Source organism: Peribacillus alkalitolerans, assembly GCF_010882125.1.
Classification (GTDB): Bacteria; Bacillota; Bacilli; order Bacillales; family DSM-1321; genus Bacillus_BN; species Bacillus_BN alkalitolerans.
Genome location: NZ_JAAGVZ010000002.1, coordinates 265,495 through 279,229 on the forward strand (window position 1 = coordinate 265,495; position 13,735 = coordinate 279,229).

10 protein-coding genes and 1 pseudogene are annotated in these 13,735 nt (G+C 37.3%); all 11 read right to left on the bottom strand.

From position 1 onward, the window contains the following. Positions 1-6: 6 nt before the first annotated feature. Positions 7-897 (bottom strand): ROK family protein, encoded by an 891-nt coding sequence (locus G3O09_RS03750; RefSeq protein ID WP_163100141.1) that lies wholly within the window; start codon positions 895-897, stop codon positions 7-9. Between the two features lie 518 nt (positions 898-1,415). Beyond that, positions 1,416-2,399, bottom strand: a complete 984-nt coding sequence (locus tag G3O09_RS03755) for a Gfo/Idh/MocA family protein (RefSeq protein WP_163100142.1) — start codon at positions 2,397-2,399, stop codon at positions 1,416-1,418. A gap of 95 nt (positions 2,400-2,494) precedes the next feature. Further along, a pseudogene (locus tag G3O09_RS03760) lies at positions 2,495-2,785 on the bottom strand (carbohydrate ABC transporter permease); the annotation flags it as partial. A gap of 23 nt (positions 2,786-2,808) precedes the next feature. After that, positions 2,809-5,367 carry a beta-galactosidase gene (locus G3O09_RS03765; RefSeq protein WP_163100144.1) on the bottom strand — a complete coding sequence of 853 codons (2,559 nt, stop codon included), beginning with the start codon at positions 5,365-5,367 and terminating at the stop codon, positions 2,809-2,811. 67 nt (positions 5,368-5,434) lie between these two features. Continuing rightward, a complete protein-coding gene (locus tag G3O09_RS03770) occupies positions 5,435-6,118 on the bottom strand; it encodes a YesL family protein (RefSeq protein ID WP_163100145.1) in 684 nt (227 codons plus the stop codon). Positions 6,119-6,191: 73 nt separating this feature from the next. Then, entirely contained in the window at positions 6,192-7,808 is a 1,617-nt protein-coding gene (locus G3O09_RS03775; RefSeq protein ID WP_163100146.1) for an extracellular solute-binding protein, read from the bottom strand. 15 nt (positions 7,809-7,823) lie between these two features. Continuing rightward, positions 7,824-8,705: a carbohydrate ABC transporter permease gene (locus G3O09_RS03780; RefSeq protein WP_163100147.1), complete on the bottom strand. Its 882-nt coding sequence runs from the start codon at positions 8,703-8,705 to the stop codon at positions 7,824-7,826. A gap of 13 nt (positions 8,706-8,718) precedes the next feature. Beyond that, positions 8,719-9,648 carry an ABC transporter permease gene (locus G3O09_RS03785; RefSeq protein WP_240338330.1) on the bottom strand — a complete coding sequence of 310 codons (930 nt, stop codon included), beginning with the start codon at positions 9,646-9,648 and terminating at the stop codon, positions 8,719-8,721. Positions 9,649-9,733: 85 nt separating this feature from the next. After that, a complete protein-coding gene (locus G3O09_RS03790; RefSeq protein WP_163100148.1) occupies positions 9,734-10,885 on the bottom strand; it encodes a Gfo/Idh/MocA family protein in 1,152 nt (383 codons plus the stop codon). Between the two features lie 388 nt (positions 10,886-11,273). After that, positions 11,274-12,323 carry a LacI family DNA-binding transcriptional regulator gene (locus G3O09_RS03795; RefSeq protein ID WP_163100149.1) on the bottom strand — a complete coding sequence of 350 codons (1,050 nt, stop codon included), beginning with the start codon at positions 12,321-12,323 and terminating at the stop codon, positions 11,274-11,276. Between the two features lie 389 nt (positions 12,324-12,712). Further along, entirely contained in the window at positions 12,713-13,444 is a 732-nt protein-coding gene (locus G3O09_RS03800; protein WP_163100150.1) for a GntR family transcriptional regulator, read from the bottom strand. Positions 13,445-13,735 lie beyond the last annotated feature (291 nt).

Sequence of the window (13,735 nt, forward strand, 5' to 3'; positions counted from 1 at the left end):
TCCTCTTTAGATTTTTTCGAATACTCTTAATCCTGCACCAACAACTCCATTATTCTGCGCCAATGTACTGATGCTCATCTGATCTAAAAGATGTTGTTGCTCAGGTATTTGATAGATTTTTAGCTTTTCTTTGATTAACTTAAGTAGAAAAGGATTATTCACGATGACACTGCCGCCGAAGACCATTTTATGTGGATCTAATAAACAGGAAATGGAATAGAGACCTTGAGCTAAATGCTCAGTCACCTCATTAATGATAGATTGATAACTTGGGTCCCCATTTATAAATCCATCAAAGATATCCTTGGTTGAAATTTGTTCGTCATGTAACTCCTTTTTTGCTAGTTTCTCTACCCCTGGGCCGGCAGCGATGAATTCCAATCGTTCGTTGCCTTCCTTCGAAAGGACTGGAATCAAACCCAACTCTCCTGCGAATCCGGCTCCCCTAAAAAAAGCACCATTATGGATGATAGAACAGGAGATTCCTGTACTGACAGTCACATAGACAAAGGTTTCATTCCTTTTTACATGTGCCGCTTTCCATTCAGCAAAAGCCGCCATATAGACATCATTGTCAATGGTAATTGGCTTGGCGCCAAATTGCTCCTGTAATCGCGCAGTAAGGGGAAACTGCTGCCATGGCAAATTGTTTTGAAAGACAGCAATACCGTTCTCACGGTCAACCTTTCCAGGAACTCCGACGCCGATACCTTCTAGCTCAGAAAACGATGACCCTTCAAGAACTTGTTCCACCACTTTTACTACTTGCTCAAACATGTTTTCTCGGTCGGTTGGATTACTTTTCACTTCTTTTCTGTTAAGCAATTCTCCCGATTCCGAAACGATTCCCGCTGCAATCTTTGTCCCACCGATATCAATTCCGATTGCCTTTTTCATTTTTTCTCCGCCTCAACAATCTTTTTTCTATTTTATGAACAGCGCTTCACAGCACTTCAAACTTTTTCCTACTTCCACAAAGGTAATAGTCTCATGCAAGATTATTTAGCCTCTGTAACCTGTTTTCCACATGATGCCTACCTTACTATGCTTCTCGGAAGTGAAACACGCTTCCCACATTTCTCAATCCACCCTTTTTAAAAAAGCATGAAAAAACCAATTAAAGGAAATAAGATGGGTTGTTGGTACAAGTTATATTTAATAAAAAACTCATAGCCAAAATCTATGAGTTTTTTATTAATAAATTATATCACGACCACTCGTAGTGTCAACCCAACAAGTTAATTGTTTTCAATCCGAGTGAAGGCGTCCATTTCCTTATTATTCTATTGATTTGACGACAATAATTTCTTTTTTTCGTACGTAAAGTTTCTGGAATGGATCTCTTATGATTATCATGCAGTTTGCCCAAACTGGTGGTTAGTCTAATTCGTAAGCTCATATGCAAAGAGAGTATTTCATATATGTGAAAACTCCTTTAAATTAATTGGCTCTCCAATTTCCGCAGACTTATTTGCTGCTAACGTTACATTATGAGTAATCAGAGCATCCCGATAGTCAGATAAAATTTTTGAAGAATCTCCTGTACGAACTGCGTTAATGAAGACTTCATCTTCGACAAAATATGGGTTAACCATTTCTTTATACTCTGTTACAGATTCTGCTTTGATATCCTTCAATCCTGTACTACTAATTTCGAGTATTCCCTGATCTGTGTATAAATCTAGACCAACTTTATGCCCTACCGGAGATAAACACGTATTAGAGATCGAGGCAATACTGCCATTTTCTAATTTCATTGTTACAGTCCCAACATCGGCAACTGTTGTACCTTCTACCTTTTCATGCATAACTCGCTGACTGTATGCGGCAAAAACTTCAACGACCTCGCCATTAAGATATCGTAGTAAATCAACAATATGAGTTGTTTGTTCAACGAACTGACCACCTGATCCAGTTTGAACTCTCCACCAAGGTACCATAGGCATACCACCCATCCAATATCCTAACGACATACCTAGTTTTCGTTCATTTAGTAATTCAAGTGCTATTCTTGTTGCTTCCTTATATCGCCAATGAAAGCCTACCGAGGTAATAATCTTTTTTTGTTCAATCTTTTTAAGAATTTCAGTTGGTCGATTGTCAATGCCAAGTGGCTTTTCAACAAAAAATGGAATCCCCCTATCAATGACTGCATTCTCTGCTTCTCCATGTGCCATTGGTGGCACACAGATGTATACTGCATCCAGCTTACGATCATCTAACATTTCACTCACATCGTTGTACGCTTTTGCATTCGTCCATGCTTGAGCTTCTTTCTGGGCTCTTTCCAAATTAATATTAAAAAATGCTGTTACTTCTGTATCCTGAATTTTAGCTAAATTATTTAAATGTTCCTTTGCTATACCACCAGTGCCGATAAAACCGATTTTTAAAGTCAAAAGTATCTCCTCCAAATTTATGATAAAATCCTTCAAACCATTTTCCTCGATTTCTGAGTCTACTCTCCCTTCCAGGTGGACCAAAAGAGTAACTCCTAATCTTTTATCGCACCTACAGCAACCCTTGAAATCAACTGGCGCCTAATAAAAAGGAATAAAATAATTAATGGAAGAGTAGTTAATAACGTACCGGCCATTACTAATCCTAAGTCTGTGTCGTGAATTCCATTTAGTTGAGATAATGCAACTAGCAATGTGTATTTAGATGGGTCATTTAAAACAATTAACGGCCATAAATATTCATTCCATGTGCCTATAAACCTGAAAATTCCTAGAACTGCAGGTCTTAACATCGATAAGCCTATGTTCCAATAAAGTCTAAGAAAAATCAGTGATTATCTACTAATTGTTATTGTCCAAATGGAATATAAGAATGAATAACTACATGATCTGGACTTAAGCCTTCTTCATCAAAAATAACAACTTCATTATGTTCCTTTAATAAGGATGCTGGGATCTTATATTCCTCCTGTGGTCCAATGTTCCAGTACCTTCCTAAACATTGACCATTTACCCAAAAACTGCCTTTACTCATACCATCCATCCGAATTTTTACAATCGGACCGTTTTCTGGCTTCCAGTCAAAAGGACTTTTATACCAGCGTGGAGAAATGGTTTGTTGGTTCCTATGGTTAGCGGCCGACCATTCCTTTTCACCTTGAATCTGAGCAAATGATTTTATTTTCCAATGGCCAATTTGCTCTTGTTCGTTATACAAATAAAGATCAAAGCGGCGAATACTAGATGTATTCTGAACATCTAAATTTAATACATTCTCTCCCTGCTTTAATGCATCACTAATATCAGCAACCCCGTATACAGCATAACCTCTTGACCAAGCCGTTTGAGTATCCATCAACATCTTTACCGAACTTCCATTTACCTGAACTCGTGAAACTCCCTCACCGACAAGTATTGCACGGTCATACCCCTGATTCATGAATGATCTTAAAAACCCAATTCGACCTTCAATTTTTGGTATTTGCGATAAATGGTGCGTAACTCCACACCCTTCTATCTGCCATCCTTCTCGTAATGATAAATACTTTCCATTTAGAGCAGGTGCTTCACTCATCCCTTTTGGTTCACCGATCGCTTGGGAATAGTTAAAACGCCCCATATTTTGGACAAGGCAGGTTAACGTATTTTTCCCTTTCTTAACAGGAACCTCAATGGATGTAGCCCCAATTATGCTAAGCTTGCCGACATATTGACCATTACAGAAGACCAAGACGGGATCCTCGATTCTCGTAAAAATAATTGTCGTATCCTTCGATTCCTCAGCATAAAATTCACTTTCATAACCTAAATAGCCACTAAACTGTCCGAAGCTACTAAAATCAAGCGGTTTGTCAGCCTCTTTCACATTTCCGCTTAAAAAACAAAGCTTTTCATCTGCCGCTTCCCAATGTAGTGGATGATTTGGTGATCTCTTTTCTAAATGAGGAACCGCTTTTTCTAAAGATTTTCTTGAAACCACTTCAATTGAATAGCTGAAACCATCTTCAAAGGAAAGCTGAACGGTTTGCGGTTGGCTTCCATGGAATAAATGAAACTTAACCATGCCATCTTCACAGATTTCAAAGCGATTCGGTAATGGACATTGAACTTCAGCCTTTCTATCAAGCTGCAATTTCAAAAATGTACGCTGCCCCTCCTCATGATAAATGACCGCCTTATCAGTATCGAACCCCTTTGTCTGACCAGTGAGTGTCGCAATCAAAATGCTGTTTCCTAAGCTCACATGACGGACAATCGGTAAAACCGCATTCGCCTCTATCGTAAACGGAACCGTTTCACCATCAAGTAAAACCTGAGATTGAACTCTTTCATGTCTAGTATTCTCGATAAATATCACTTCACCATGTGGACTGACAACTCTCTGAGACTTTAGATCACTAGGAAGCTTTAATTCTATACCCTTTTGTTCTGCATTTGTGAATATTGGTTCGAGCCACTTCGTAAATGAATGAAACCTCTTTAATACCTCATATTTTCTTGTTGGCTGTAAATATTCATTAATAGCAACATCATAATCATACGATGTCGTGGAAAAGATCTGTTCTCCACCTGTCCTGCCACCCCAATGGTCAAAATTTGTACCGCCGAAATACATGTAATAGTTGATCGCAGTGAATCCATTACTCAATAGCTGGTAACACTCACGTTCAAGCTGCTCAGGTGTCTTTTGATTCGCTTTATTTCCGCCCCAATGTTCAAACCATCCAATCCAAAACTCCATAACCCCTTTCGGCTGATCGGCAAAACGTTCATCTAAGATCTTAGCGGCATTTTTAGCATGCGACCAAAAATTGTGAAACTCGACTGCTCCATCAACACCTCCATAGCAGGTAACAAATGGTACGTCAATGCCTCTCTCCATCAAACCGTCCCTGAGGTACTCCATGTACTGTTTGTCAGGTTTACCAAATGCCTGGAATTCATTTTCTACTTGGACCATAATGACGGTCCCACTTTTTGTAAACTGGAATCTATGTATGATCGGTATAACCTGATCGAAAAATTTATCCACATATTGTAGAAAAATAGGGTCAGCGGAACGATATTGAATCCCCTTTTTCGTAGAGAGCCACCAAGGAAATCCGCCAAAATCCCATTCCGCACATATATAGGGTCCTGGCCTTGCAATCACATACAGTCCTTTGTCAGCACATAACTGAAAAAAATGCGCTAAATCCTTGTCGCCAGAGAAATCCCATTCCCCTTCATTCATTTCATGAAAATTCCAAGGGATGTACGTTTCAATTGTATTGCATCCCCCTGCTTTCGCTTTATCTAAGACTTCGCTCCACTCCGCTCTTGGAAGGCGGAAATAGTGGATAGCAGCAGATAGGATAAAGATTCTTTCATTGTTAATCTTCCAGCTTTTTTGGTCATAAGTAATCATTGATTTCCCTCCAAAAATTATAACCTTTAAATGACGGCTGTGACTCTATTGAGTTATTTCCTAATCCTTAAGGTGTATCATTGTTGATTTTGTTTACCTGACTTGCAATGTATGTATTTGATAATCCCTCTTGTTTCTGTTCTGTTTTTTTAAATACTTTTAATGATACCTTCATGAGAAAAAGAGCGAATAGACTGACACTGAAGAAAGGTATTAAACCTGGAATCCAAAAAAATAACCAATATAATCCAACACATCCAAATACCGCTACTAGTGTATAGATTGGTGAAGAAATTCCCAAAAGGACGGACATTGTAAAGTATTGGAAAAAATTTAATTCTAAGTGAACATACACAGGAAAGATATAAATAAGCAAAATAAAGAATAGAATACTAAGCGTAAATAAAGCGATTACTAAAAATATAAAAATAATACCTTCAGTAAATCGCATAATAGAAAAATTCATATAAAGTAAAAAGCTCAATGCAAATAAAATGAGCCCTATTGCGTTCGATCTCCAAAATTCTTTGCGGAAAGTACCCCAAAAATCTTTTACTAATAAGCGATTGTTATCATCTCCCATCATCCACTTCCGGGTAACAGTAAACATTGCTATAGTTGCAGGCATAATTCCAAATAGGATGGCTCCAAACAGCGAAAAAACCACCCAAAGCCCTTGAATGAGTGCGATTTTCATGACAATTTCAGAAAATCGATAAAATTTATGTATTAGACCTTTTGACTCCATCATGATCTCTTCTTTCCTGATTAAAAATTATGACTCAGGAGGGATAGTAAATTCTATCCCTCCTGAGTCTAATAGATTATTGATCTTTATATCTCTTATAAGCGGCTTCATTAATTTCCATATAACGTTTTAGACCCATTTTTTCTATTGTTTTAACATAGTTATCCCAATCGTCAATTGACTTCTTGCCTGTAATAAAGTTTGCAGTCATTTCTGTAACATATGTGCTAATATCTGTAGAAAGCGCAGACAGCTCACTTGACTCATCAACAGTGAAATTAAAGTTCGGCCATATTTCTTCCTGCTTTAGGGTAAGTGGTTCTGCCTTCTCAGCATTCTCTAAACTTGCTTCAGATCCTTCTGCACCTTGGAAATATTTTTCCTTAACAACTCCAGGATAATATCCACCCGGCCATGTTAAATATTTGCTTATAGCTTGATCGAGATTCAGTCCATCAGGGTTTTTAGCGATTTCATCCGTATATACGAATTCACCATCCTTTTCAGTATAAGTAACACCTTCAAATCCCATAAAGAACATTTTTATGCCTTCCTCGCTGTAGAAATGGTCGATCCATCGAACGGTAGCTTCTGGGTTCTTATTTTTATCAGTTATAACGAACATACCTGCATTACCCAATGGGGAACCTATTGCAGTATTTAATTGATCGCCATTTGGACCCTCAAGTACAGGCATACCCACATATCCATCTAAGTTCAACAAAATTTTAGGATCGATTTCAGGCAGCACTCCGTAAACACCTTTTGCAGCAACTGCATTAAATTTTGAAGAATCTGGGGTAAAGACATTTTTATCTAATAAACCCTCTGTGTATAACTTATTTAAATAGGTTATCAGCTGTTTGTATTCTTTTGATGTTGGCTGGAATCTTAATTTCTCACCTTTTGGATCCAAGTCGATATACCCATTCGATGATCCGTGATTGTTTAAACCAACTGATCCTTTAAGGAAACTAATGATTTGATCGATAGTGTACGACGCCCCTAATGGGATCTCATCTGCCTTACCGTTTCCGTTTGGATCACCTTCCTTGAACTTCTTCAATACTTCGTATAGCTCATCCCAATTTGTAGGCTCTTCTAGTCCTAATTTGTTTAACCAGTCCTTCTGTATCCATGGAGTACCGATGTGCAGTCCTTTAAAATTCGGATCATAGAATGCAGGGAACCCATAAATATTCCCATCAGCCATGGTAATCCCTTGTTTAACAATAGGATATTCATCCATAATCTTCTTAAGGTTTGGAGCATATTTGTCAATTAGGTCATTAAGGGGAAGAAAAACCCCTTGCTGACCATACTTAATAAGGTCAGATTTTGGTACAGCTGACGCAAACAATATATCAGGGTAATCTCCACTTGCTAACATAAGATTACGCTTTTCTGCCACTGCTTCAGTAGAAACTGTTTTCCAATTAATATGAATATTCGTCATTTTTTCATATTCTTTCCAAAGCATAAGTTCTTCCCAATTCTCTGGAGATAAATACCTTGCAGCAAATCCATCTAGTTCAATTTTCTCTTTTACAATCGGCATATTCGTTTTATTCAGGTTTTCCTTATTTTCTTTGTCTGCCTCAGTAGTCGCCTCTTGGTCTTTACAACCGCTTAGCAAAATGGATACGGATAATGCACCTGTAATAAAACTCATTAAATATTTATTTCTCTTCATACTACATCCCCCTTATTATCCTTTAATAGATCCAACCATGAATCCTTTTACAAAGTATCTTTGCAAGAACGGATACAGAATCATCATTGGCAAGTTTGATACAATCAAGACTGCATATTTCAAACCTTCTACACTCAGCTGCTGTTTTAAAAAGCTTTCTGAGTTTGCCTTAATCATTTCATCTAGTTCACCTTTGATCAGTATTTCTCTTAAAACTAATTGAAGTGGAAAATTCTCTTTATCTGACAAATAAATTAATGCATGAAAATAGGAATTCCAATGTCCCACTGCGTAAAACAAAACCATAACTGCAATAACAGGCATTGAAAGGGGTAAAACAATATTTATCAAAATTCGGATATTACCACACCCATCAATCTGTGCCGATTCCTGCAGCTCAAGAGGGATCGTCGTTTGAAAAAATGTCCGCATAATGATAATATTCCAAACCGCAACCGCATTTGGTATAACCATGACCCAGAAGGTATCGATCATCCCAAGGTCGCGAATAAGTAAATACGTGGGGATTAATCCTCCGCTAAAAAACATCGTGAATACAAAAATCGCCATTATAACATTTCGTCCGTAAAAGTCTTTTCTCGACAACGGGTATGCAGCCATAATTGTCATGATTACGTTTATAAGTGTTCCGAAAGTAGTATATTTAAGTGTATTGATAAATCCATTCACTATATCTTCATTCGCGAACACCTTTTTATAAGCATCTAAATTAAATCCTTTTGGCCAGAGCCACATTTCCCCTGTCAGAATATAGGCTGGATTACTAAAAGAAGCGCTTACAACAAAATATATAGGATATAAAATAAGTAAGGCGATTATAGCCAGAAAGAAATAATTGAAAAAACTGAACACTTTGTCCGAAGTAGAATTCTGCAATTTGGTTCACCACCTACCATAAACTTGTATTATTTATTTTCTTAGCAAAATAGTTAACCATCACAAGCATAATGAAGTTAATTATTGAATTGAATAAACCTACAGCAGCGGAGAAGCTATACTGTGCCTCCAAAATACCGCTTCTGTAAACAAACGTTGAAATCACATCTGATGCCGACATGTTCAAATTGTTTTGCATTAGGAAAACCTTTTCAAATCCTACCGACATAACTGAGCCAGCATTTAAGATAAAAATGATGACAATCGTTGGCAAAATCGCTGGAATGTTAATATACCAAATTCTTTGTAGTCTTGACGCTCCATCAATCATTGCCGCTTCGTGCTGCGAATGATCAACAGCTGTAAGGGCGGCAAGGTAGATAATCGAGCTCCATCCCATCGTTTGCCAAACATCTGAGAATACATAAAGAGTTTTAAACCAACCTGGTTCCGTCATAAAATCAATGGGAGTACCCCCAACTAAGGTGATCACCTGATTAATTAGACCATCTGATTTTAAAAACAGAATCAACATTCCCACCACTACCACAGTGGATAAAAAGTGTGGTGCATAAATTACTGTTTGAACGAATTTTTTAAACTTTGAATTTCTTACTTCATTGAGCATTAGTGCGATAATAATCGGAATTGGGAACGATATAGCCAGTGTATAAATACCAATTCCCAACGTATTCTTTATAAGCCTCCAAAAATAGTAGCTATCAAAAAAGCGTTCGAAATGTTTCATTCCTACCCAAGGACTATCCCATATGCCTTTCGTAGCAATAAAATCTTTAAAAGCAATTTGGATCCCATATAACGGTAGATAATGGAAGATGATAAAGTAAGCGATTACAGGTGAAATCAATAAATAAAGATCCCAATTTTTACGAAATGATTTCTTCAAAATTGTCCACTTTGACAAGGAAGCTTCTGTTTTTATTTCTAATATGGTAGTAGGTTGAATACTAGTTTTGTTTTGAACAATTTTTTCCAAATTCCCTCCCCCTTCTCTTAGCGCAAGCTAGTTACACATTCTTTACAGTTGAACCTTGACAAACTTCAATAACTTTTCCACCGGAGCGAATGGATTCAGTTGCTGCACATCCTACCGCAACACTCATTCTCCCTGCATATGGTGTGGTTAAAGGCTGCTTATTGTTTAGAACTAGTTCGACAAAGTCGCTGCAAATTTTCGGATCAGCACCGCCATGACTGCCTTGTTCTTTTTTCATGTCATACGTTATATCACTAAGCTCATTCCAGGTGTTTGTTTTTCGTGTTTTCACGTACACCTTGTCATTAACATCATCATTCTCTACTCTTCCTTTTGTACCGATAAAAGTATAGTTTCTCGAATAATCTGGTGTAAAATGACATTGCAAGTAGGATGCTTTAATTCCGCCTTCAAGCTCCATGATCAACATATTATTGTCTTCTACATCAATTTCTTCACGGAAAGCGCATTGGGTCAAAACTTTAAGACTCGCCTCAGTACAAGTATCCTTTTCATCACATGTTGGACATGTTAACTGATTAGGTTTGTCACCACCATAAAAATCAAGTGCGCCAAAAGCTGATACCTTTTTTGTATATTTCCCTGTAATCCAGTGAATCACATCTAGATCATGCGAACCCTTCTGCAATAGAAGCGAAGTGGTATTTTTCGCTGTTCCATGCCAATCATGATAATAAAAGTATCCGCCAAATCCGACAAAGTGTCTTACCCAAACAGCTTTAAGATCACCGATCACACCTGAATCAATAATTTCTTTCATTGTTTGGTACATACTCATATAGCGCATATTAAATCCAACCATCAGATGTTTTCCGGACTTTTTCGATTCCTCAATAATCCGGTCACAGCCCTCTACAGTAATCGCTAAGGGCTTTTCACAATAAACATGTTTTCCAGCTTGTAGGGCAGCAATTGCATGTTCTTCATGAAGATAATCTGGCGATAGAATAGCGACTGCATCAATATCCGTACGCGCTAATAAATCTTTATAGTCCAAAGTAATGTATGCGTGTTCATTAATATTTTCTTGAAATTTCTTTAGATTTTCCATTGAGACATCAGCAGCGGCGACAACCACTGATTTCCCTCCTGGATTATGCCAATACTTTGCAATCCCACTTCTTAGTCCTGCTCCTATGATGCCTATTCTAACTGTATTCATTTTTTCACTCCTATTCTAAACTAGTAAACTTTCAAAATTCAGACAAGCAACGAAGGAATGATCACCACCTTAAAAGAACCAAATGATTTTCCTGAAATTATCCAAACGTTTTCCTAACAATCAAAGCTATCCATTCCAACGAATTACTGATAAATTTCCCATTACTCCTCAGCAAGTGGAAAATCAATATTATATTATTTTTCAATTATAGTTGGTATCTGCTTTACAACCTAGGTTTCGTAGTTTGATTGTTTTTACACAGGTATTAGACTTAATAGACCTTAGCTAGTTATTTTCCAAATAATTCACCTTTAAGTCATGAGTATATATCCCTATTTTTTCTCAAATCACCCATTAGTTTCCAGTTTCTTTTAAAAAAAAGAACCGCTTAGGTTCTTTTTATATTTGATGATTCACGAAGGACTAATTCAAATGGCAAGGTGATTTTAATTGGTAGTGTAATTTTCCCTTCTACCATTTCCATAATGGTTTTAGCAGCTATTTTTCCCATCTCATATTTTGGAATGTCTACCGTGGAAAGCTGTGGAAATGAATATTTACCCATTTCAATATTATCAACCCCAAAGAAAACAATGTCCTCTGGAATTCTTAGATTATGTTCTCTGGCAGCCCTCATGGCAGCGATAGCCATAAGGTCACTGGCACAAACCATGGCTGTAGGCAAATGCAGTGGGTCTCGTTTAATTAGATTATTCATTTTTTGATAGCTATTTTCCATGTTCCACTGAGTATTTATGACCCATTCAGGTTGGATAGCAAATCCAGCTTCTTCCATAGCTAATTTATAACCTTTAAAACGATATTCCGAATCCAAATCAACAAAACCTTTATTCGTACCTCCGCCAATAAACCCTATGTTTTGATGACCTTGTCTAACTAAATGCTGAACTACCTTTTGAATTGCTGCTTTACGATCGTAATCGACGATAGCAATATCTTTATCTGTGTAGCAAAAGTCTAGTCCTATTAAAGGTATATTTTGTTGAATATATTCAATTAGGTTATCATCAATTGCTTCAATAAGAATAAGTCCTTCAATGCCTAAGTCATGAATAGTCTTAAGCAGCAGTGTCTCGTTTTCAAGCTCATCCTTGGTGATAGAAATCAGGGTGTAATCATTATCGTCTAATGTATCACGTATACCTGAATACATAGTTGCATAGTAAGTGTTTGTCTCAGCATGCTTTGGATTGGCAACCCAGCCAATTTTCATTGTTCTTGTATGATTTTTTTCTTGCTTGTTTGTAACTAAATTTCGAGCATGCTGATTAGGTATATACCCTAATTGCTTAACAGCCTCCCATATTTTGGCCTTGGTTTCAGGGTTAACATTTCGTGTCTGATCATTTTGAATGACTCTCGATACGGTAGAAATCGACACGCCAACATGCTCTGCAATATCTTTTAATCTAACCACTAGTAAAACACCTCTTAGTTATGTACATATACGCTTTCCATTAAAGGATACCAAATTTTCATCCAATTCGGAAATACAAAAAAATTCCATAGATGTTACTAATAGAGAGGTTTTACTTCCTTTGAAAAGTACTTTCCCTACTCTTTCACGACGGGTTGTTGGTACAAGTAGGTACGGGTTAGATTTCTCGACTGAAAATTCTTACTAATACAAATATATCTCCTCCACGAGGACCTGTCAACCCATCAACTTATATTATTTTTTATTTGGCTGCGATAAACTTGGTTGTTGATTAGAGCTCCAGGCTCTTCGATTTCCACGGACGGTCATGGGAGACCCCTAAGGAGTCTCGTGGCGACTATTATAATGCTTTGATTAATTTAAAATAATTAGGTTAGTTCAGTGTAAAAGCGGCAGCGATCACCTCGAACTATGGATATACAAAATTCAACAGGTATTCCAGTAATATCATAGGCTATGCGTTCCAGCAATAGTGCCGGGCGTCCTTCTTCTGTTTGAAGGTAATCTTTTTCGTCAGCACGTATTAGAACAGGTTCAAATGCCTCTTTTGCTCTGGTTACCACAATATTAAACTGTTGTGAAAATAAGTCATATAAGGAAATCTCACCAACTTTTTTAAGCTGATCCTGGTCGGAAACCACATGTTTAGGAATGAAAGATGATTCCAAAATATATGGCTCATTATTGGCACAGCGAAGTCGTTTCATTTCAATAACACGCTCATCTTCTCCAAGCTGTAATGCTTCACGGATTTTTGCTGTCGGTGTAACTTCTTCAATTTTCAAAATGATATCCTTAGGATTCAAGCCATTTTCTTTTAATACTTTACTAAAGCTGTAGAATCCCATCAATGACTGCTGCAATTTCGGTTTTGCCACGAAGGTTCCTTTCCCTTGGACTCGGTATAGGATTCCTTCCTGCACTAGCTCTTCAATCGCTTTTTTAGACGTGTTGCGGCTCACACCAAATTGGTCCATCAACTGATTTTCCGATGGAATTTTATCACCTGGTGCCCAATGCCCTTTTTCAATCGAACCCTTTAGTCTTTCCATTAATTGGTGATAAAGCGGGATTATACTTTCATGTTTCAATGGTTCCATTATAATAAGCCTGCCTCCAAACAATACTTCATTCTTTTAATTAACAAAATTATACCACCTCAACTTGTTGAGTCAACCTAACAAGGTGCCGTGTGTAGGTAGAGTTTAAGTACCAAGCGAAAACTTTTCCACAACCTCCCTACTTCGTCACCTATATCTTTTTTGACAATAGTGGATTCAACTTCTTTTAATCTAGTAGTTGTTCCTTAGTTTTTTAATTTATTTGTTCAAGGATAGGTTCACCTTACTATCTTTGTTAAAGCATTGCTTGTTTTAAAAAATCTAATAATA

Coding starts and splice junctions, on each gene's coding strand:
- G3O09_RS03790 (WP_163100148.1), bottom strand. CDS start 10,885: ATGAATACAGTTAGAATAGGCATCATAGGAGCAGGACTAAGAAGTGGG.
- G3O09_RS03770 (WP_163100145.1), bottom strand. CDS start 6,118: ATGATGGAGTCAAAAGGTCTAATACATAAATTTTATCGATTTTCTGAA.
- G3O09_RS03800 (WP_163100150.1), bottom strand. CDS start 13,444: ATGGAACCATTGAAACATGAAAGTATAATCCCGCTTTATCACCAATTA.
- G3O09_RS03750 (WP_163100141.1), bottom strand. CDS start 897: ATGAAAAAGGCAATCGGAATTGATATCGGTGGGACAAAGATTGCAGCG.
- G3O09_RS03775 (WP_163100146.1), bottom strand. CDS start 7,808: ATGAAGAGAAATAAATATTTAATGAGTTTTATTACAGGTGCATTATCC.
- G3O09_RS03765 (WP_163100144.1), bottom strand. CDS start 5,367: ATGATTACTTATGACCAAAAAAGCTGGAAGATTAACAATGAAAGAATC.